Here is an 18,978-nt window from a genome sequence, read left to right as displayed (position 1 = left end):
ACCATGACCGAGACCATGCCCATCACCCCGTGGCGCCTGTTCACCGTCGAGGTCCGCGCGGTACGCCGGCTGAGCCCGTCGTTCGTCCGGGTGACCTTCACCGGGTCGGACCTCGACCGCTTCGCCGACAACGGTTACGACCAGCGGATCAAGCTGGCGCTGCCGCTGCCCGGCCAGCGCGAGGTGCGTCTACCGGAGGGACCGGACTGGTACGCGAAATGGCGAGCCCTGCCCGAGCACCTGCGCAATCCCGTACGCACCTACACCGTACGGGCGGTCCGGCCGGACCTGGCCGAGGTCGACGTCGACCTGGTGCTGCACGGCGACAGCGGCCCGGCGACCCGCTGGGCCGCGAGGGTGCGCGCCGGCGACGAGATCGCCATCCTCGGGCCGGACGCCGGCTACGACGGTGACCACGGCGGGATCGAGTTCCAGCCGTCAGCGGCGGGAAGCCTGCTGCTGGCCGGCGACGAGACCGCCGTACCGGCCATCAGCGGCATCTGCGAACGGCTTCCACGCGATGCGCGTGGCACGGTCGTGCTGGAGGTGCCCGACATCGACGACGTGCTGCCGCTGGTGGCTCCGCCGCGAGTCGAGGTCCGCTGGCTGGTCCGAGGCGCGGACGGGCACGGCAGCAGGCTGGTGCCGGCCGTCGCCGCCGCGGCGGGGGAACTGCTGGCCGGCGACGCGACGGGGGCCGCCCAGCCCGTCGCGGACGTGGACGTCGACACCGAGATCCTGTGGGAGGTCCCGGACGAGGTGCCACCGGTTCCGCTGTACGCGTGGCTGGCCGGGGAAGCCGGTGTCATCCGGACCCTGCGCCGGCACCTGGTCGCGGAGCGGGGTCTCGACCGACGGGCCGTGGCCTTCATGGGCTACTGGCGGCTCGGCCGCGCCGACCCGGTCTGAGTCGTCGCCGTGCCCGCCGCCGAAGCGCCCCCGCCCGCCGTCGAAGCGTCGCCGCCCGCGGCGCGTCGACGGCGGGCCAGGTAACCGGCGAACACCAGCAGCAACAGGGCCTCGGCGAGCAGCACGGCGACCGCCCGGCCAGGCCCGAGCCAGCCGGCCAGCGAGACATACCAGAACCGCACCAGCAGCGTCAGCACGGTCACCGCGAAAGCCGCCGATGCCAGGCCGTATCCGGTGTAGATCAACCGTTCCCGGCAGCGGTAACCGGCGACCGTGGCAGGGCCGCCGCGCAGCAACCGACCCCAGAACCGGTAGGTGTCGGCCCGCAGGTCGGCCAGGTTGAGGGCGTGGCTGAGCATGTGGTAACCATCCAGGCGCAGGAACGGCACCAGGTTGAGCGCGGCGGTCGCGGCGCCGAAGAGCAGCATGGTGCCGGCCAGGTCGCGCAGCGCGCCGGGCCCCACCCAGGCCCGGATCGCGGCGAACGGCACCAGGGCCAGCATGCTGACGAACACGCCGGCGAATGCGGTGGCCACCCGCCGCCGGGGGGTGAAGAGCACGATGTCGTCGACCTTGCAGTACGGCGCCAGCAGCGGGAACCGCCACATCACCCCGATCTCGGTGACCCGCCCGCCGAAGTGCCGGCAGGTCAGCCCGTGCGCGCACTCATGCAGGAAGACGATCACCCAGGTGATCACCACCGCCGCCACGATCGCGGCGAGCGGGCGGTGTCCGCCACCCACCCCGTCCATCAGGTCCCGCAGGTGCACCGCGACATAGCTGGTCACGGCTATCACGGCCAGCAGGGCGGGCAGCACGAACCCCCAGCTGAACAGCGCGCCCAGCCGAGGAAGCAGCCGGGTGAAGAGCCGGTCCGGGTCGAAGAGCGGCCACCGGGCCGACAACGGCCCGCGCCGGGCCTTCGCGGCGCCCTCGGCAGCCGAGGCGGTCAGGCGGGCGATCGTCTCCGGGTCGGTGGCGTCGGCGAGCAACTGACGGCGGTGCAGCATGCCGAAGAGCTGCTGCCAGTTCTCCGGCCCGAGCCGGCGACGGTACGTCGCGGCGTACTCGGCGGCGAGATCGTCGAGCGTGCGGGTGCCGTCCATCCGGGAGAGCAGGAAGTGCTCCCGCGGCCCGACCCGGTAGTACCAGCCGGTCTCGCCGTCCTTGACGTGGTGCACGAGCTTCTCGCCCCGCCACTGGCCGGGGCCGAGCACGACCGTGGCGCGCAGACGGGGGCGGGCCCAGGTGGCGTCGACCGTCGTCATCGCGCGCCGGCCGGTGCGTCGTCGAGCAGCGCGGCACGCATCAGGTACGACAGGTAGATCTCGTCCAGGATGCTCACTCCGACCCGGTTGTTGGTCATGTGCACGTACGAGCTGAGCAGGATGGGCAGCGCGGCGTCGAGATCCGTGAGCGGGGTGGGCTCACCACCGCCGCGCTGGAAGACCAGCTCGCCGTCTCGGGCCAACGCCACGACCCGCTCGCGCAGCGCGCGACAGTGCGCCAGCCAGCGGCCCTCGACCCCACCCACACGCGCGGTCGACTGCTCCCGGGCCGCCACGCGGATGTCGGCGAGCCGACCCCGCAGCGCGGCGTCCATCCGCCGGTAGCTGGTGTCGAAGCTCGCGTGGTAGTCGTCGCTCGGCTCCGAGTAGGAGACCTCCCAGAACCGCCGGTACTCGTCGAGGAAGCCGGCAATCCGCCGGTCGTCGTCGAGGAAGACGGCGCACATCATCATGGCGAGCTGGGCGGAGAGCCCCAGCAGCACCGGACGGACGTGCACGTTCGTGGTGGCCAGCAGGTCGAGCACCACGTCACTGGACTGCTCGAAGTGCCACTCGGCCAGCTCGACGCCGGCGGGACCGCCGTACCGGCCGTACTCCCGTTCGTACGGGATGTGGTGGTAGCTGTTGTTCGCCCGCATCGGCATGACGCCGTCCGGGCCGTACTCCTCGTCCCACCGCTGTGCGCCGTACTCGGCGAGGAACATCTGCTTGTACAGGTCACCCAGCCCCGCGCTGTCCACCTCGTAGAGCGCGGGCCGGCGGCGCAGGAACGCGCCGATGGCCGCGTCCACCCGGGCGCGGACCACCGCCGGGTCGACGCCGGGGGCGGGCAGCACCCGCAACCGTACGTGCGGGCCCTCCATCCAGTACTTGATGAAGAAGTACCGGCTGATCAGGCCCTCGGCGCGCAGCTCGTCCACCAGCGGACGAACCCCCTCGACCAGCATGGGGTTGGCGTTGCTGGCGTAGAAGACGTGCACGCTGAGCCAGCCGTGGGCGGTCGGCGCGGGGTGGTCAGTCATGGTCTGCTCCAACTCGGACACCGTTGAGTTCGACGGTCAGTTCGGTGACGTACGTGCCGGTGCCGTCGCGCAGCACCTGCTCGTCGCGGCCCGGCAGCATCTCGGTCAGCACCAGCCGGCTGCCGGCGGCACGGGCCGTCGCGTCCAGCAGGTGCAGGGAGAAGTGGCTGTCGAAGTCCACGTAGAGCGGCTTGTGGTCCGGCCGGGCCCCACCCTGCGCGGCCGGCCCGGCGGCGTCGTCCCCGGCCGCCGGGGCGAGCCGGGTGCCCTCCGGGGTGGCGAACACGCGGCGCGGCAGGCCGTTGTCGCGCCGCCACCGCTGCCACCCGAGGAACCACTCCGCGTCGCTCTGCCCGGCCGTACGCGGCGGCAGGTGATCCGGGTGCAGCTTCCACATCCGCCGTTGCAGCACCAGGTCGCCGTGCACGATGCGGGGGTATCCGGCGATGCCCCGGCCGGGCAGCGGCACGGTCGTACCGGCCCACAGGTCGGGTTGGGCCATGCCCAGGTAGGCGAAGGTGAGCAGCACCTGTTGCACCTCCGGCAGCGCCATCGGCAGCAGGAACCCGAGGTAGACCGGGATGACCTCGGCGTCGAGCCGCCGCGAACGCAGCAGCAGCCGGTCGGCGACCGGGTCGTGCTCCACGCTGAGGTCGTCCATGTCGATCTGCTCGGCCGCCGGCCGGTGGCTGATCTCCCCCGGGCAGACCAGCTCGTACGGCGTGACCACGGGGTGCAGGTTGAGGTTGGTCGCGTCGTACCCGCCCTTGAGCTCGGCGAGCACCGCGCCGGGCGGCTGGAGCCGGACGAGTTCGGCGCGGAGCGCGCCGGCGAGGTCCTGCTCGGCGAAGAGGTGCGCGAAGCGGGAGAAGAGCAGCGTCATGCCGGAGTAGACCCGGTTCACCACCACCCGGTGCCGTCCACCCTGGTCGGCGAGCTGGAGGAAGAAGGACCGGGGGTCCAGCGTGCCGAGTGTCTGCGGCACCATGGCGGCGACGTCGGTCATGAACGCGTCGTCCAGGGCCAACTCCTCGGCGCCGGCCGGCAGCCGGTCGTACGCGTCGTTCATCCGCCGGGCCACCTCCAGCCGGGCGTCGTCCAGCGCGGTGATCTCCTCCTGCCGGAACCAGTTCTCCTGCCGCACGTAGCGGTTCTCCGCGTCGAACGCCCGGCGGCGCATCATCCGGCCGCTGTAGTGCTCGAAGAAGTCCTGCTGGAACTCGTGGGCGAAGGTGAGCAGGTCGTCGCAGCGACCGCCGGCGCCGTACCGGGCCCGGAAGAAGCCCTTGGTGGCCAGCCGGCGGGGCAGGTTGATGTCGAACACCGGCATGATCCGGGCGAGCGCCCGCAGGCCGGGTAGGACCTCCCGCTCCCAGCGCTCGCGGTCGGCGGTCACCGGGGCGCCGGTGTGCCGCGTGGCATCCTCGTAGACCAGGGTGCGGGGGGCCGGGACATCGGGGCGGCCGAGGTCGGTGTGGGCGGCGATCAGCTCGTCACGGATCCCGTCGAGCGCCCGGCGACGCCCGGGCAGGTCCGCCACCGGATAGGCGGTGGCCAGACGGTTCGCCGTCGCCACCCGCTCGGCGAGCCGGTCGGACCAGTCCCGGCCGATCCGCCGCAGCGCCGCCGCGTACCCCTGGACCGGGTCGTCGGCGTGGATGTCCAGTTGCAGGTTCGGCACCACCAGCAGACCGACCCGGAGCAGGTGGTGCAGGTACTGGGCGATCTCCTCGGCCGGGCGTCCGTCGCTGGTCAGCTCGGTGACCAGGTCGTCCATCCGTCGTACCAGTCCGCCGTCGAGCGCGTCCAGGATGTCGTGCAGCGCCCGGCCGGTGGGGAGCACGAAGAGCGACTCGTGGATCGACTCCAGGGTGATCGCGGCGTCGCCGTCCTCCGAGCTGGTCCGGCGGCGGCGCAGGTAGCGCAGCCGGCCGTGGGCGATGCGCCAACCGCTGGTCACGGTCACCGGAAGGTCGGCGCGGAGCGTCTCGTCGGCGAGCACGATGCTCGACAGGCGACCCAGCGCCGCCAGGTTGAGCCGGGCGCTGCCCCGCGTCGCCGTGACCGCCTCGTCGGTGCTCGGCGCGTCGGTGCTCGGCGCGTCGGTGCTCGGCGCGACGTCGAGGAGCCGGCCGGCGCCGGTTTCGAGGGTGCCGACGTTCACGGTGGTCAGGGTGCTGAACGGGCTGGTCTTCGCGGCAGCGCGGTAGGCGTACTCCAGCAGCGACCGCTCCACCCGGCGGGCCCGTTTGCCGAGCGGGCCGGTCCCGGTGAGGTAGCCGGTGAGGTACCGGTCCAGCGACGGGGAGGCGAGCAGGATGCCACCGCGCAGGTTCGGGTCGTCGGCGAGGGCACGCAGCACGGTCCGCCGCCGCCCCAACTCGTCGTCCAGCACCGCCGGGCCGGCGGCCAACTCCCGGCGGTACGCGGCGAAGGTCTCCAGCCAGTGGGCCAGGTCCCGGTGGGTGTCCGGCCCCAACGCGGCGACCGGCCAGGCCGACGGGTCGGCCGGTCGGGGCGGGCGGAGGTTGAACACGTCCCGGCGCAGCCGGATCAGCCGCTGCCGCAGCCCGTCATCGGTCAGGTTCCGGCCCACCGCGACCTGGAGCGCGTCGGCCAGGTCCCGGCCGGTCACCCGGAGCCGGTCCTCCAGGTCGAGCACGCGGCGGGACCAGTCGGCGGTCCGGTCGAAGGCGAGCTGGTCGGCGACCTCGATGGGCAGTCCGGCGGTGCGCAGCATGAACACCCCGGGCATCCGCCAGGAGACCGGGGTCACCGGGGGTGCGGGCAGGGACACCGTCACGGGTTTCTCCTTCGTCGACGGATGGTCACGGATCGGGCGTCCGCCGCTGGCGTCGGCGGAGCGGCGCGGGACGGGGTCGTCACAGTCGGTACGCCAGGTCGGCGGTGGCCTCGGGATGCCGCCCGAGGAGCAGGAAGAGCACGGTGCGTTCGTCGGTGCCGTCCAGCCCGAGGGCGGTGTTCATGGCGACGTTGTCGAAGCCGAGCACCGCGCCGCAGCCCAGGCGTTGCGCGGTGGCCGCGCAGTACGCCCGCTGGGCGACGGTGCCGACCTCGGCGTTCAGCATCCGGTAGCCACGGGGGCCGAACACGTCGAGGACCGCGTCCGGCCGGCCGGAGATGGCCAGCACCGCGCCGACCTGACCCATCGTGTAGTTGGTGAGGAAGTACTGCTGCTGCAGGAAGGCGGACATCCCGTCCTCGGGTTCGGGGCCGGCCGGCAACAAGGCGTGCCGCCGCTCGCAGTAGGCGTAGCCGCCGCCGGGCAGCCCGTCGACGTGGTTGGCGAAGACCCAGAGCCGGGTCAGCTCGGGCCCGCCGTCGGTTCGCTTGATGTCCGCCGGGTAACGCCGGGCGGCGGCGGCGAAGGCGAGCGTGGTGCCGAGGTCGGCGGCGGTCAGCTCAGGCGGCCGACGGAACCGGCCGAAGCTGCTGGACCGGCTGGCCAACACCGCCGACAGTGGACGGTTGAGCCGGTCCAGCTCCGGCTCGGGCAGCGCGACCGGCTCGCCCGGCAGGTCCCGGGGAGCGGCGGAACCGACGGTGTCGGGGGCGGGAACGGCCGACGTGGCCGCCGCCCGGTGGACCGCGGTGACCGCGGAGAAGTCCCGCACCCGACGGGACCGTTCGAAGGCGGGGTACCGGGCGCGCACCCGCGCGACGGCGTCCGCCGGCACCACCGGTGGGCGCGTGTCGGCGCCGGTCCAGTCCATCGGCACGACCGCGAAGATGCTCTCCGCGTCGCTGTCCAGGTCGAGCAGCCGGTCCAGGGGCGCCGGATCGAAACAGAGCAACCGCCGCAGGGGTACGCCCAGCGCCGGTGCCAGCAGGTCCCAGGAGCCGAGCAGAGCCCCGAGGTCCTGGGTGACCACGTGATAGCAGAAGCTGTTGTACTTGAACGAGTTCTTCCAGAACCGGATACCGGCCAGCAGGTAGCTGTCGCCGGCGGTCCCCGGGCCGTCGGCGCCGAGGGCGGCGCGGACGGTGCCGGTGACGTCGCCGAGCAGCAGCCGCTCCAGCACGTGCGCTCCGGTGTGGTAGTGGTAGACGCCCGGCAGCAGCGGCCCACCCGCCCCCACCACCAGGTACAGCTCCACCGGGTACATCCCGCCCCCGGACGCGGTGCCGCGTCCCCACACCGCGTGCTCGAGGTGCGCCCGCTTGGCGACGTCCTGGTTCCAGTTGACCGTCATCCGCCGGTCCAGCACCCCGTACGACAGGCGCAGCAGGGCGGCCAGCCCGGCCAGCGACCAGCGGGTGGTCGCCGGCAGGTTCTCCCCGGTGTGCAGGTCGCTCAGGGTGGGCAGCTCGGGCAGCTCGGCGGGCAGCGGCAGCCGGGACGCGCCGGGGTAGCTCTTGTGCCGGGACGGCTGGTCGGCCCAGTCCACCTCGTGGTTGAGCGGTTCCATCGGGGTCCGGGCCCGGCGGAACACCGCCTCGGTGTAGTCCCGGACGACCTCGCGGGCCTCCTGCTGCATGTCGCTGCTCCTACGGAAAGGGGTGCGGGTGGGGGTTGCGGCCGGTGGCGCCGAGCCCGTCCGGTCCGTGCCGGCCCCGGGCCAGGTACCGCTCCAGCCGGTCGCTCCACAGCACCCGCTGCCGCTGCCAGCCGAAGTCGATGGGGACCAGGGCCGGAGCCACGACGGCCATCGTGTGCACCCCGGCGACCTCCTGCTCCGGGCAGGTCTGGTCGACGGCGACGACGTCACCGCCGAGGCTGGCGATCAGGCCGGCGAGGTACGTCATGTCCGCGCGCAGGTCGTCGTGGTCAGGTCGGACGGCGAGCCAGTCGCCGTACAGCTCCGACATGGTCCGCAGCGGCGGGTCGTCCAGGAGGAACGCCGCGTGTCGCGCCATCTCCGGCAGGCCGTAGAGCAGCGCGTGGTGGCTCAGCTCGGTGACCCGGGTGTAGTCGCGGACCATCTCGCGCAGCTCGGGTTCGCTGGCGGCGACCCGCTCGTCGAAGCCGGGGACGTAGGAGGCGGTCTCGCAGAGCGCCGCCCGGACCGCGTCGTCCGGGTCGAGGCTCGCGCCGGCGGCGAAGCAGAGCTGGCCGAGCCCGTCGCCGCGCTTGACCGCGACCGCGGTGACCACCGGGACCGGCAGGTCGGCGCGGGTGTCGAAGAGCCGGATGTCGTAGCCGAGCAGGTCGACCCGGTCGAGCATGAAGTGCACCCGCTCGTCGCGGCAGGTCGCCGGGTCGATCTCGGCCAGCCGGGCCGAGCCGTACCAGGCGAGCAGGAAGGCGTCCCGCTCGATGAGTTCGAGCATGCCGTGCAGCAACGCTTCCTCCGGGCAGCTGCCGCTGGCGCAGCCGTTGGAGCACTCCTGAACGAACTTGCGTTGGTCGGTGCGGCGGTCCAGGTAGTAGACGATCTGTTCGGGAACGAGGCGGGGCGTGCTGTCGCGCAGCGACCACCCCCAGACCCAGTGCATCGGCTCGTCCGGCGAGTACGGGGTGTAGTAGAGCCCGTGCCCCTGGTAGAAGGCCGGGTGGTAGCCCAGGCCGGCCGGGTCGAGCGCGTCGGGGGCGAGGTTGGCGTAGCTGTCGAAGACCTCGGTGCGCTTGGCCCGCGGGAACTGGCCGGCGTAGCGTTCCAGCCCCTCCAGCAGCGCGTACGTCTCACTGCCGCCGTAGCTGTTGTCGTGCCCGCTCCACCACATCTCGTGCAGGTCGTACCGGCTGCGGACCCGGAAGTAGCCGGTGACCGGTGCGGTGGCGGTGGCGTTGTACGCCCGCAGCGCGTTGCCGCCCAGCGCCCCGGCGACCGGGTTGGCCAGCGCAGCGACCGGCAGGTCCAGCTCGCCGGCCGCACGCAGCCGGTACGCGGTCGGGTCCGGCTTGGGCCGGCGGGTCAGCGGGATCACCGCCGCCTCGGCGGTGTCCGCACGGGTGGTCGCGCAGGCGGGGCATTCGGAGTCGGCGAGCACCTCGACCAGCGTCGTCTCCAGGGTGTCCATCCGCAGCTGGTGCAGCCGCGCCACACCGGGGCGGTCGGCCCGGGAGCGGCACGCCTGCCGGAACAGCTGCCAGAGAGCGTCGACCGCGAACGGCGTGAGGTGCGGCAGGGGCGCCACCGTCCCGACCTGAGCGCCGTGCTCCAGGGCGTGCCGCTCCTCCCGGAGCCGGATGGCCTGCCAGCGCCGTTGGACGCAGAGCGGGCACGGCCCGGGTCGGGTCGGCACCGGGTCACCGGCGCCGGTCCAGCGGGGGCCGACCAGCGCGGTGGCGCCGTGCAGCCAGATCGGCACCACGTCGCCGGTGAGCCCCTCGCCGCCGTCGGCGTACGCGTCGGTCAGGCCGAGGGCGGCGATGCGGACGGTGATCCCGGCGGGTGACGGGCCGTCGCCGGCCGGCTGGCCAGCGTGGTTCTGGAGCCGCTCGTGGAACGCCTCGCCGAGCTGCTTGAGGCTGGCGTCCCACCCGGTGGAGGTGGTCCGGACATCGACGATCATGCGGTTCACCTGTCTGCGGTCGCTGCGGGTCTGGTGTCGGGACCGGGGCTCCCCGCCGGCGTGGCTCGCCGGCGGGGACGACTGCGGTGCGGTTACCCGCCGCCGCATCCGGTGCTGGTGCTGCTGCTGCAGCAACTGGATGTGCTGCAACTGCAGCAGCTGGAGCAGGAACAGCTGGAGCTGGACCAGTCCATGACCATCGCGTCGATCGCGTCGACGTCCTCGATCTCGAACGTCTCGGTCTCCAACGCGCGGAGTTCCTCCGTCAGATCCGGCATTTCCCTCTACCTCCCCTCGGGGCGTATGCGGGCCTCTGCGTCGTCCGACCGTCCGGAGCGGCCGGTGGCGCCGAGGCTCAGCTGGTGCTGCTGCAACTCGACGAGGTGCAGCTGCAACAACTGGACGTGCTGCAGCTGGAGCAGCTCGACGTACTGGTGCTGCTGCTGCAGATGTCCATGTGGTCAGCGGACAGATCGGCGATGTCCTCGACCTCGAACGTCTCGGTCTGCAGGTCCCGCAGTTCGCCGCGGACCGATTCGGACAGCGCGGCGGATGACAGGGGTTGTGTCACGGGCCTCTCCTTGAGCCGCGGTCGGCGCCAGTCGTGGTGGGTCTGCGTCCGCACCACCACGGTGGAGCCAGCGGAGGCACGCAGGGGCTACTCGCCGGTGTCGGCCGGCGGCGGTTGGTGCGTTCAGATGCGACGTCCCACCGGGGACTGGACTGCGTCAGCGCTGTGGGGGTCAACCCCGTTCACCCGGTCAGCCGCAGCTGGAGGTGCTGGTGCTGGTGCTGCAGCAGCTCGACGTGCTGCAACTGCAGCAGCTCGAGCAGGAGCAGCTGGAGCTGGTAGCGGCGAGCGCCTCGCCGCCGTCCTCAACCTCCTCGATCTCGAAGGTCTCGGTCTCCAGCTCGCGGAGCTCGTCGTTCAGGGTGATCGGCATGTTTCCACCTCCTTCCACGGTGCGTGCCTCGCTCGGACCACTGGTGTGGTGGTTCAATCGGCCGCCAGGCCGTCGTGCCGCAGCAGGACCACGCCGCTGCGGAACGCGCCGCTGGCCCGCAGGTCCCGGGTGGTGGTCTCGACCAGCAGCGCGCTGATCCCCCGCTCGGCGAGGGCGGCGAGCACCGCGTGCCGGTCGGTGCCGCCGACCGCCGCGGTGCCGTTGGCGGCGCGGCCGGTGAGGGTCGCCGGATCGAGGTCCGCGAGCACCGGATCGCCGAGGTCGGCGTCGGTCCCCTCGAAGTGCCGCACCTGGATTCGTCCGACCAGGTCGCGGAGGGCGCTGAGCCGCGTGGCGACCGGGTCGAAACCGCCGGCGAGCCGCCAGTCGCGGTCCCCACCGCCTGGTGCCTCGCTGACGGCGAGCACGGCGTGCGCCGGTGCCGCGCCGGGAAGAGCGAAGACCGCGAGCTGGTGGCCGAAGCGGTGGGCCGCCTTCACCACGAACGCGGTGTCCTCGTCGGCGACCAGCTCCTCCTCGCCGAGCGCGGCGAGACCACCGTCGCCCCGCATCGCCGCGGTCAGGGCGTGGTACGCCAGCGCGTCCGCGAGGCCCTGATCGATGACGCCGTCGAGACTGTCGGCGGCCGCCGCGCCGGCGTGGGTCCGCTCGGCGAGGCCCTCGCCGTTGGCAGCGGAGGTGGGCAGGGCCAGTGCCGCCGGAACCCACCCCCTCTCCGGACGGCCCAGCACGGTCGCCGGCAGCCAGCGGACCGCTCGGCGCGGGTCGTACGGCACCGCGCCGGTCGCGCTGTGCAGCTCGGTCCACGGCACCGGTTGCCCGCCACGCTCACGCAGTTGCTCGGCCGAGGCCAGGACGCCGGCGCGTGGGTCGGCGTACCGGGCGGCGTGGTCACACACCGCCACCCGGTAGGCGGCCAGCCGGGCGCTCAGCACGGTGTGCACGTCGAACGCAGTCACCTCGCGTGGCCCACGCCGGCCGGGCAGCCGCAACCGGGCCGTCTTCAGCGGCGCCTGCTCCAGCGGGTCGTCCACGAACCGGGTGAAGACGCCGGCGTTCGGTGACACCAACGCCTGGGCACGCTGGTAGGTCTCGTCGTCGGAGCTGCCCGCCCCGGCCGGCTCGGGCACGTCGACGTCCCGACAGACCGGGCAGGCCGGATGCGGCAGCACCCGTTCCCGGGCGGCCTCCAAGGTGGACCGGTCCAGTAGCAGCACGCCGTCGGCCGTGTCCGGCGCCAGCGCGCCGGTGAGGACCCGGAACAGCTCGAACGCGGCGGCGTTGCCGACCATCCGCGCGGTCACCTCCGGCAGCGGCGCGGGCGCGTCGGCGCCGGGGCCGACGGCGAGCTGCCGCCAGAACTCGGCGGCGACGGCGGCATCGGCGGCGGCGGTGAGCCGCAGCTGGGCACAGAGCCAGCAGGGGGTCCCGCCCGGTTCGACCGTCGGCCCCACCACCGCCCGCTCGTCGTCCCAGACCACCGGAACCAACAGCGGGCCGTCGCGGTGACAGGTGCGAGCCAGCTCGGCCAGGCCGGCCAGGTCCGTCCGGTCGGCGCAGTACACCACCGCGTCCGCTCCGCTCAGCTCGACCGGGCCGTCGTGCACTCGCAGCGCGGCCGCCAGACCGTCGTCGCGCAGCTCCTCCACCTCCGGCCGCAACGCCTCGGCGTAGCGCGACGGGTCGTCGTACGGGTACAGGTCAAGGTGGAGGCACCCGTTGCGGAGCAGGCCGCTCGCCGCGGCCAGCAGGGTCGCTCCCCCACCGACCAGCGCCACGCGGGCGGTGTGCAGGCGCAGGAAACGGCCGGTGGGATCGTCGGCGAAGTGGTCGATGAACTCGATCTGCGGGGCGAACCGCCGGCCCACCGCCTCGGCCAGCTCCGTACGGTCGCCGGCGTCCTTCGCGAAGCCACGGGCGAGCAACGCGCGGACCAGGGTGAGCACCGTCTGCCGCTGGCCCTGGTCCAGGGACGCGGTGAGCTGTCCCAGGGTGTGCTCCCCGGTCAGGTACGGGCTCAACGAGGTCAGCCAACGGAAGGCGGACCATCCTTTGATCAGGAAGGCGGTGTCCGGCCCGCGCAGGTAGGCGCCGGCCGGCGCGTCCAGGAAGACCACGTCGTATCGCAGCTTGGGTCGCACTTCCAGGTTCTCCGCACCGTCCCGCGGCAGGCTCATCCGGGCTCCTATGCCAGCGATCACCATCGACTCGAAAGTGTCTACATGCTGCCCATGGTCAATTCATTCGTCAACAGATTGTTTCGTCGAGGGCAGCGGCGGGAGTCAATTGGAGGGCACTGAGCTGCGGCTAGGGGAAATTTTTCCGCACCCCACCGCTGCGGGCCTTCCGGCACCGATCAACCTCCGCTACTCTGTGGGCGTCATCGGCACCTCCGCAGGTCAGAGACTTTTACATCGTTCCAGGCAAAGGCGGGCCGGTGGCGCGATCCCGAGGCTGGCGGTGCCCCACCGCCACCGCGACCGTGCCTTAACGGTCAGTTAGTTGACTGTGCACAATTAACCGTGTGTTGTGGGTCGGGAATCAGTGAGGACCGTCAGATGAAGACGATGGAAAATCTCCTCGGCGGCATCCGCCACACCGTCCGACGATTGCGGCAATCCGTTGGGGAATGACCGATTCGCCATCGAATTGCACGACGTCACCAAGCGTTATCCCGGCGACGTCACCGCGGTCGACCGCCTCGACCTGCGGGTGCCCGAGGGGACGGTCTTCGGCTTCCTCGGCCCGAACGGCGCCGGCAAGACGACCACCATGCGGATGCTGGTGGGGCTCGTCCGACCGACCTCCGGCCGGATCCGGGTGCTGGGCCAGCCGCCTGGCACCCCGGACCAGCTGGCCCGGGTCGGTGCCCTGATCGAGTCACCGGCGTTCTATCCCCATCTGTCCGGTGTGGACAATCTGCGGTTGGCCGCCCGCTACGCGGGAGTGCCCGACAGCGCCGCCGACCGGGTGCTGGCCGAGGTGGGCCTGACCGGACGCGCACGCTCGGCGTTCCGGACGTACTCGCTGGGCATGAAGCAGCGGCTCGGGGTGGCGGCCGCGTTGCTCAAGGACCCGAGCCTGCTGATCCTCGACGAACCCACCAACGGGCTCGACCCGGCCGGTGTGTCGGAGATCCGGGAGCTGCTCCGGTCGCTCGGGCAACGCGGGCGCACCGTGCTGCTCTCCAGCCACGTGCTCGGTGAGGTGGAGCAGGTCTGCGACCGGATCGCCGTGATCAACCGCGGCCGCCTCGTCGCTGACGGCACCTCGGACGAGCTGCGCGCCGCGCTCGGCGCCGGGGAGCTGCTCATCGCCGCCGATCCGGTCGACAAGGCCGCCGCGTGCCTGCGTGACCACCGGAGCGTCCGCGGGGTGGAGACGGTCGACGGCCGGCTACGGGTCAGCGCGGATCCGGCGCTGGCCGCGGAGCTCAACCGGCGGCTGGTCGAGGCGGGCATCGACGTACGGGAGCTGCGGCCGGTGCGCCACTCGCTGGAAGAGGCGTTCCTGGAGCTGACCGGGCCGGACCGGGCCGGTCGGGAGGAGTCGACGACCATGACGGGGGGCAACCGGTGATCGCCTCGGTACGCGCGGCCTGGTTCGCGGACCGGAAACGGCCGGCGGTCTGGACCGTCACCCTCACCTGGATCGTGTTGGCGCTCGCCTTCGGCGTCGGCGTCCCGTACCTGGTGCACCTGGCGCTGGCCGGCGATCCGGAGCAGGCGGCCTCGGCCGCGTCCCTGCTGGACGCCGTGCTGCCCGGCCAGCTGGTCACCACCGGAATCGGGCTGTTCCCGCTCTTCGGTGGGGCGATCGTGGTGATCCTCGGCGCTCTGGTCGTGGGCAACGAGTACCGCTGGGGCACGCTCAACCTGATCTTCACCCAGCGTCCCCGGCGGGCGCAGGTGCTGGCCGGGCACGCCGTCGCGCTCTGTGCCCTGACCCTGCTGCTCGTCGCGCTCACCTTCGCCGCGATGGCCGGGGTCACCGCGCTGCTCGCGCTGATCGAGGGACGCGGCCTGGACTGGCCGGCGACGAGTGACCTGGCGGGGGCCGTGGGGGCCGCCTGGCTGATCTGCAGCGCGCACGCCAGCGTGGGTTACTTCCTCGCGATCGTGTTCCGCAGCACCGCCACGGCCATCGCCGTCGGCCTGGTGTGGACGCTGGTGCTGGAGAACGCGATCAGCGGCCTCGCCCTGGTACTGAGCCCGCTGGAGACGGTCCAGAAGCTTCTGCTCGCCCCCAGCTCCGGCGCGCTGGCGGGCGCGCTGGGAGCCCCATCGCAGTTCGACGGGGGCACGCCAGGGGTGATCGAGTCGACCGGCGCCGGGCTGCCCGCCGCCGTCCTGGCGGGATACGTGGTGCTGATGTTCGGCCTGGGGATCTGGCTCGCGGCACGCCGGGACGTCAACTGATCGGAAAGGATGTCGAGATGGACTTCCTCCTTGCCTTCGCGTTGACCGGACTGGTGGCCTGCGGTGGCTGGATCGCGTGGGCCGTGGTCCGCGCCTTGGCCCGGGCACGCGACCGGCGACACGAGCTGCGCCTCGCTCAGGCCCGGTCGGCGGTCGAGCTGCGCCAGGCGGAGCTGACCGCCCGTGTTCGGGAGCAGGAGCTGGCCAACGAGACCTACCAGGACTTCGTCCGGCGCCACCCGGAGAGCTGACCCCGGGCGGCTTCGGGGCGAGCAGGGTGTGTGGGGTGCAGCGGAGGCCCTGCGGTGCGTACAGTTCCGGGTCGGACTTGGGGTGGGCCGGCTGGATCCGGCGCAGGGAACGGGACGAGACAGACACGCATGACGGCGGACAACGGTACGGAAATCGGTCAACCCGGGATTGACCGGAGCCAGCTGGAGACCTGTCTCGGCGTCTTCGAGGCGTTGGAAGCTCTGCCGTCCGATCATCCCGACGTGGTGCGGGTGCAGCGCGCCACTGCGAAGCTCTACAAGGTGATCAAGCAGCGGCGACGCGAGGAGCGGCGCGACGCCATCGTGACGGCCGACCGCGCGGTGACGGCGGCCACCGCCACGGGCGCCCCCGGCCGGATCGACGATGAGACGCAGGGCATCCCGCTCGCCTCGCCCACCGCGGGCGCCACGGCTGGCGTCCTGCACAATCCGCGCGGCTGCTACGTCTGCAAGCAGCGCTACCGCGAGGTGGACGCGTTCTACCACCAGCTCTGCCCGTCCTGCGCCGCGCTCAACCGGGAGCGCCGGGACGCCCGCACCGACCTGACCGGCCGGCGCGCGCTGCTCACCGGCGGCCGGGCGAAGATCGGCATGTACATCGCGCTGCGGCTGCTGCGTGACGGCGCGCACACCACCGTGACGACGCGGTTCCCGCACGACGCGGTCCGCAGGTTCGCCGCGATGCCGGACAGCGCGGACTGGCTGCACCGGCTGCGGATCGTCGGGATCGACCTGCGCGACCCGGCCCAGGTGATCGCCCTCGCCGACTCGGTCGCCGCACAGGGACCACTCGACATCCTGATCAACAACGCGGCGCAGACCGTACGGCGCTCGCCCGGGGCATACTCGCAGCTCGTCGCGGCGGAGGCCGCCGCCCTGCCGGAGGGCCCGCTGCCGGAGCTGATCACCTTCGCCAAGTCGGGCGGCCAGGGCACCCCGGCGGGCAGCCTGACCGCCGGGCCGCAGTCGACCGCGCTCACCCCGCACGCGCTGACCGCGCTGGCGCTGACCAGCGGCTCCGCCTCGCCGGAGCGGATCGCGGCGTCCACGGCCATCGACGCCGGCGGTCTGGTACCCGACCTCGACTCGGTCAACAGCTGGGTCCAGCGGGTGCAGGAGGTGGACCCAGTCGAGCTTCTCGAAGTGCAGCTGTGCAACGTTACCGCGCCATTCGTGCTGGTCAGCCGACTGCGACCGGTGATGGCCGCCGCGAAGGCCCGCCGCAAGTACGTGGTGAACGTGTCGGCGATGGAGGGCCAGTTCGGCCGTGGCTACAAGGGGCCGGGGCACCCGCACACCAACATGGCCAAGGCCGCGCTGAACATGCTGACCCGGACCAGCGCACAGGAGATGTTGACCGACGGCATCCTGATGACCAGCGTCGACACCGGCTGGATCACCGACGAGCGGCCGCACCCGACGAAGATGCGACTGGCGGACGAGGGCTTCCACGCCCCGCTGGACCTCGTCGACGGTGCGGCACGGGTGTACGACCCGATCGTCCGCGGCGAGCAGGGCGAAGACCTGTACGGCTGCTTCCTGAAGGACTACGCCCCCTGCGCCTGGTGACCGCCACGTCGGTCACGACGGTCCGCTGCGCTGCCTCCTCGAACCCACTACCAGCGGGTTTGCGACAATCAGCAGGTACGCCCACTCGACGAGGAGAAGGTACGCATGCCATCTGACCACGACCCGTGGCCCACGCTGGACGAGCTGCTGCGCGAGGAGAGCGAGCTGGAGCTCGCGGGCCTGTCGGAGACGGACGCGTACGAGCTGGGGACGCTCGCCGTTGCCGCCGCGAGCGAGCAGCGGCTCCCGATCGCGGTGGGTGTGTGGCGGGCCGGGCGCCAGCTGTTCCACAGCGGCCTGCCCGGCTCCACCGCGGACAACGACGTGTGGCTGCGCCGCAAGGGGCGCGTGGTGATGCGGTTCGAGCACTCGTCGCTGTACATGGCCCGGCTCTGCCAGGACAAGCAGGTGACGCTGGCGGAGAAGTACGGCCTGCCGGCCTCCCGCTACGCGGCCGCCGGGGGCGCGGTGCCACTGCGTGTTCGCGGCACCGGCGTGGTCGGCTGGATGGGCGTGTCCGGCCTTCCGCAGCTAGACGACCACCGCTTCGTCGTCGACATCCTGCGCAAGATTCAGCAGCAGTAGTCGCGCGCGGCGGCCGCGTGACGCCACCTCGGGCGGACCGATCAGCGCGCCCGCCGGTTGGCGCGCAGGGCGCCCAGGATCACGCGGGGTGCGGCCAGCGCGAGCGGGTGCTTGCGCATGGAGACGACCTCATTGAACCGTCGCGCGGTCGCCACGTCCGTGACGGTCGCCCTGACGATCTGATCGCTGGCCCAGTTGGAGAACCGGTAGCCACGCGGGTAGGGGCCGTCGACGTGCGGCAACGCCAGGTCGGCGGAGGTCGACGTCGACCAGGCGGCGTCGACCACGACCTTCTGCAGGGCGAGGTACCGGCGCGCGGGCGCGCTCAGATCCGGGCCGGACCGCAGGTACGTCGACAGGCAGGCCGCGTGCAGAGCCGCCGCGGTCATCCCCTGCCCGTACACCGGGTTGAACGACGCGACGGCGTCACCGACGCTGACCAGGCCCGCCGGGAAACGCTGCACCGCGTGGAAGTCCCGCCGGCGACTGTCGGCATGGTGGTAGGTCTGGACGTCGCCCAGCATCTCGTTTCCGGCGACCGCACCGAACTCCGGTGGGAACTGCTCCCGCAGCCGACGGACGAAGTCCTCCGCCGTACTTCCCGGGCGGCTGTCCCCGTAACCGGCCATCATGGCCATCCACCGGCCGCCCTCGATCGCGAAGAACGCGGCACCGACCACGTCCAGCGACATCTTCGGCGTGTGCAGCGCCAGCACGACCGTCGAGGCCGGGTCCGCCTCGGGACGTCGGAACAGGGCGGTCGCGTAGTTCAGGTGCACGGTCATCCGCCGTGTGGCGGGTCGGTCCCAACCGGCCTGCTCCAGCCAGTCGGAGAGCCTGCTCGAACGCCCCATGGCGTCCACCACGATGTCGCCGCTCTCGACCCCGGGAACCCCGCCGACCTCGCAGCGGACACCGCTCGCCACGGCGCCGTCGAACACGAGACCGGTGGCGCGGGCGGTGACCGTCTTGACGTTCGGCAGCCGCAGCACCTGCTGGCGGATCAGCCCCTCCAGGAGAGGGCGACTGCCCGCCAGGCTGTCGGCGTCGTCGGGGACGATCACCTTGAGACGGCCGTCGAGGTAGTTCCGCCTCGCCGCGGGCGGCGCCTCGATCGCTCCCTGGGCCAGGGCCTGCTCGCGGAATCCCGGGAAGAGGCGCTCGAACTGGACGAAGCCGCCGGGCAGCAGCGCGTGCAGCTGCGTCCCCTGTGGCACGCCGGGCCTCCCGCCCGTCACCTCCAGGTCGTCCCGGTCGATGATGACGACGCTCTCCGCGTAGTCGGACAACACCCGGGCGGCCAGCAGTCCGGCGATGCTGCCGCCGAGCACGACGGCCTTGCCCATGACCGGGGACGCCTGGTCGGGGGGCAGCACGGCATTGAGCGCGGCGAAGACCCGCGCCGGGGAGAGGGGCATCGTGCTCTCCAAGGGGTACGAGGTGTGGCGCCCTCCCCCGTGTCGGTCCACGAC

16 protein-coding genes are annotated in these 18,978 nt (G+C 72.5%); 6 read left to right on the top strand and 10 right to left on the bottom strand.

The genetic code is table 11. From position 1 onward, the window contains the following. Positions 1 to 3: 3 nt before the first annotated feature. Positions 4 to 909 carry a siderophore-interacting protein gene (locus ACFYPS_RS21765; protein ID WP_387326477.1) on the top strand — a complete coding sequence of 302 codons (906 nt, stop codon included), beginning with the start codon at positions 4 to 6 and terminating at the stop codon, positions 907 to 909. Here ACFYPS_RS21765 and ACFYPS_RS21760 read toward each other — a convergent pair. From ACFYPS_RS21760 to ACFYPS_RS21720, 9 genes are all read right to left on the bottom strand, one after another. Beyond that, positions 876 to 2,177: a metalloprotease gene (locus ACFYPS_RS21760; RefSeq protein WP_387326474.1), complete on the bottom strand. Its 1,302-nt coding sequence runs from the start codon at positions 2,175 to 2,177 to the stop codon at positions 876 to 878. The two genes, ACFYPS_RS21765 and ACFYPS_RS21760, sit on opposite strands and share 34 nt — an antisense overlap. Next, a complete protein-coding gene (locus ACFYPS_RS21755) occupies positions 2,174 to 3,220 on the bottom strand; it encodes a lantibiotic dehydratase C-terminal domain-containing protein (RefSeq protein ID WP_387326471.1) in 1,047 nt (348 codons plus the stop codon). Before ACFYPS_RS21755 ends, ACFYPS_RS21760 begins: the two co-directional genes overlap by 4 nt. Then, positions 3,213 to 6,023, bottom strand: a complete 2,811-nt coding sequence (locus ACFYPS_RS21750) for a lantibiotic dehydratase (protein WP_387326468.1) — start codon at positions 6,021 to 6,023, stop codon at positions 3,213 to 3,215. The genes ACFYPS_RS21755 and ACFYPS_RS21750 overlap by 8 nt, the downstream gene beginning before the upstream one ends. A 79-nt stretch (positions 6,024 to 6,102) precedes the next feature. Then, positions 6,103 to 7,719, bottom strand: coding sequence for a SagB family peptide dehydrogenase (locus ACFYPS_RS21745; RefSeq protein ID WP_387326465.1), 1,617 nt, complete (start codon positions 7,717 to 7,719; stop codon positions 6,103 to 6,105). A gap of 10 nt (positions 7,720 to 7,729) precedes the next feature. Further along, positions 7,730 to 9,697: a TOMM precursor leader peptide-binding protein gene (locus ACFYPS_RS21740; RefSeq protein ID WP_354966809.1), complete on the bottom strand. Its 1,968-nt coding sequence runs from the start codon at positions 9,695 to 9,697 to the stop codon at positions 7,730 to 7,732. 92 nt (positions 9,698 to 9,789) lie between these two features. Continuing rightward, on the bottom strand, positions 9,790 to 9,975 hold the full coding sequence (locus ACFYPS_RS21735; RefSeq protein ID WP_089021435.1) for a thiazolylpeptide-type bacteriocin: 186 nt from the start codon (positions 9,973 to 9,975) through the stop codon (positions 9,790 to 9,792). A gap of 77 nt (positions 9,976 to 10,052) precedes the next feature. Beyond that, the gene (locus ACFYPS_RS21730) at positions 10,053 to 10,268 is read right to left on the bottom strand and encodes a hypothetical protein (protein ID WP_307871652.1); all 216 of its coding nucleotides are present in this window, start codon (positions 10,266 to 10,268) and stop codon (positions 10,053 to 10,055) included. 190 nt (positions 10,269 to 10,458) lie between these two features. Then, positions 10,459 to 10,641, bottom strand: a complete 183-nt coding sequence (locus ACFYPS_RS21725; protein WP_046564715.1) for a hypothetical protein — start codon at positions 10,639 to 10,641, stop codon at positions 10,459 to 10,461. Positions 10,642 to 10,694: 53 nt separating this feature from the next. After that, positions 10,695 to 12,839: a TOMM precursor leader peptide-binding protein gene (locus ACFYPS_RS21720; RefSeq protein WP_387326460.1), complete on the bottom strand. Its 2,145-nt coding sequence runs from the start codon at positions 12,837 to 12,839 to the stop codon at positions 10,695 to 10,697. A gap of 445 nt (positions 12,840 to 13,284) precedes the next feature. Between ACFYPS_RS21720 and ACFYPS_RS21715 the strand changes: the two genes are divergently transcribed. The 5 genes from ACFYPS_RS21715 to ACFYPS_RS21695 all read left to right on the top strand — a co-directional run bounded on the left by ACFYPS_RS21715 (position 13,285) and on the right by ACFYPS_RS21695 (position 17,506). Then, entirely contained in the window at positions 13,285 to 14,241 is a 957-nt protein-coding gene (locus tag ACFYPS_RS21715; RefSeq protein WP_354966811.1) for an ABC transporter ATP-binding protein, read from the top strand. Then, positions 14,238 to 15,080, top strand: a complete 843-nt coding sequence (locus ACFYPS_RS21710) for an ABC transporter permease subunit (protein ID WP_354966812.1) — start codon at positions 14,238 to 14,240, stop codon at positions 15,078 to 15,080. Before ACFYPS_RS21715 ends, ACFYPS_RS21710 begins: the two co-directional genes overlap by 4 nt. Before the next feature lie 17 nt (positions 15,081 to 15,097). After that, positions 15,098 to 15,331, top strand: coding sequence for a hypothetical protein (locus ACFYPS_RS21705; protein WP_354966813.1), 234 nt, complete (start codon positions 15,098 to 15,100; stop codon positions 15,329 to 15,331). Positions 15,332 to 15,460: 129 nt separating this feature from the next. Beyond that, positions 15,461 to 16,921 carry an SDR family NAD(P)-dependent oxidoreductase gene (locus tag ACFYPS_RS21700; protein ID WP_387326454.1) on the top strand — a complete coding sequence of 487 codons (1,461 nt, stop codon included), beginning with the start codon at positions 15,461 to 15,463 and terminating at the stop codon, positions 16,919 to 16,921. A 105-nt stretch (positions 16,922 to 17,026) separates the two neighbouring features. Then, complete coding sequence (locus ACFYPS_RS21695; protein ID WP_354966815.1) at positions 17,027 to 17,506, top strand: heme-degrading domain-containing protein; 480 nt, start codon at positions 17,027 to 17,029, stop codon at positions 17,504 to 17,506. Positions 17,507 to 17,547: 41 nt separating this feature from the next. Here the strand turns inward: ACFYPS_RS21695 and ACFYPS_RS21690 are convergent, their stop codons facing one another. Next, complete coding sequence (locus tag ACFYPS_RS21690) at positions 17,548 to 18,924, bottom strand: FAD-dependent oxidoreductase (RefSeq protein WP_387326450.1); 1,377 nt, start codon at positions 18,922 to 18,924, stop codon at positions 17,548 to 17,550. Positions 18,925 to 18,978 lie beyond the last annotated feature (54 nt).

It is taken from the genome of Micromonospora sp. NPDC005087 (assembly GCF_042872965.1).
Classification (GTDB): Bacteria; Actinomycetota; Actinomycetes; order Mycobacteriales; family Micromonosporaceae; genus Micromonospora.
Note: the sequence above shows the minus strand (reverse complement) of the source record. Positions and strands in the feature narration are given on the sequence as shown.

Excerpts from the sequence above, each read along its gene's own strand:
- ACFYPS_RS21695 (WP_354966815.1), top strand. The coding sequence starts at position 17,027 with ATGCCATCTGACCACGACCCGTGGCCCACGCTGGACGAGCTGCTGCGC.
- ACFYPS_RS21765 (WP_387326477.1), top strand. The coding sequence starts at position 4 with ATGACCGAGACCATGCCCATCACCCCGTGGCGCCTGTTCACCGTCGAG.
- ACFYPS_RS21735 (WP_089021435.1), bottom strand. The coding sequence starts at position 9,975 with ATGCCGGATCTGACGGAGGAACTCCGCGCGTTGGAGACCGAGACGTTC.
- ACFYPS_RS21725 (WP_046564715.1), bottom strand. The coding sequence starts at position 10,641 with ATGCCGATCACCCTGAACGACGAGCTCCGCGAGCTGGAGACCGAGACC.
- ACFYPS_RS21690 (WP_387326450.1), bottom strand. The coding sequence starts at position 18,924 with ATGCCCCTCTCCCCGGCGCGGGTCTTCGCCGCGCTCAATGCCGTGCTG.
- ACFYPS_RS21720 (WP_387326460.1), bottom strand. The coding sequence starts at position 12,839 with ATGAGCCTGCCGCGGGACGGTGCGGAGAACCTGGAAGTGCGACCCAAG.
- ACFYPS_RS21740 (WP_354966809.1), bottom strand. The coding sequence starts at position 9,697 with ATGATCGTCGATGTCCGGACCACCTCCACCGGGTGGGACGCCAGCCTC.
- ACFYPS_RS21760 (WP_387326474.1), bottom strand. The coding sequence starts at position 2,177 with ATGACGACGGTCGACGCCACCTGGGCCCGCCCCCGTCTGCGCGCCACG.
- ACFYPS_RS21705 (WP_354966813.1), top strand. The coding sequence starts at position 15,098 with ATGGACTTCCTCCTTGCCTTCGCGTTGACCGGACTGGTGGCCTGCGGT.
- ACFYPS_RS21745 (WP_387326465.1), bottom strand. The coding sequence starts at position 7,719 with ATGCAGCAGGAGGCCCGCGAGGTCGTCCGGGACTACACCGAGGCGGTG.
- ACFYPS_RS21755 (WP_387326471.1), bottom strand. The coding sequence starts at position 3,220 with ATGACTGACCACCCCGCGCCGACCGCCCACGGCTGGCTCAGCGTGCAC.
- ACFYPS_RS21700 (WP_387326454.1), top strand. The coding sequence starts at position 15,461 with ATGACGGCGGACAACGGTACGGAAATCGGTCAACCCGGGATTGACCGG.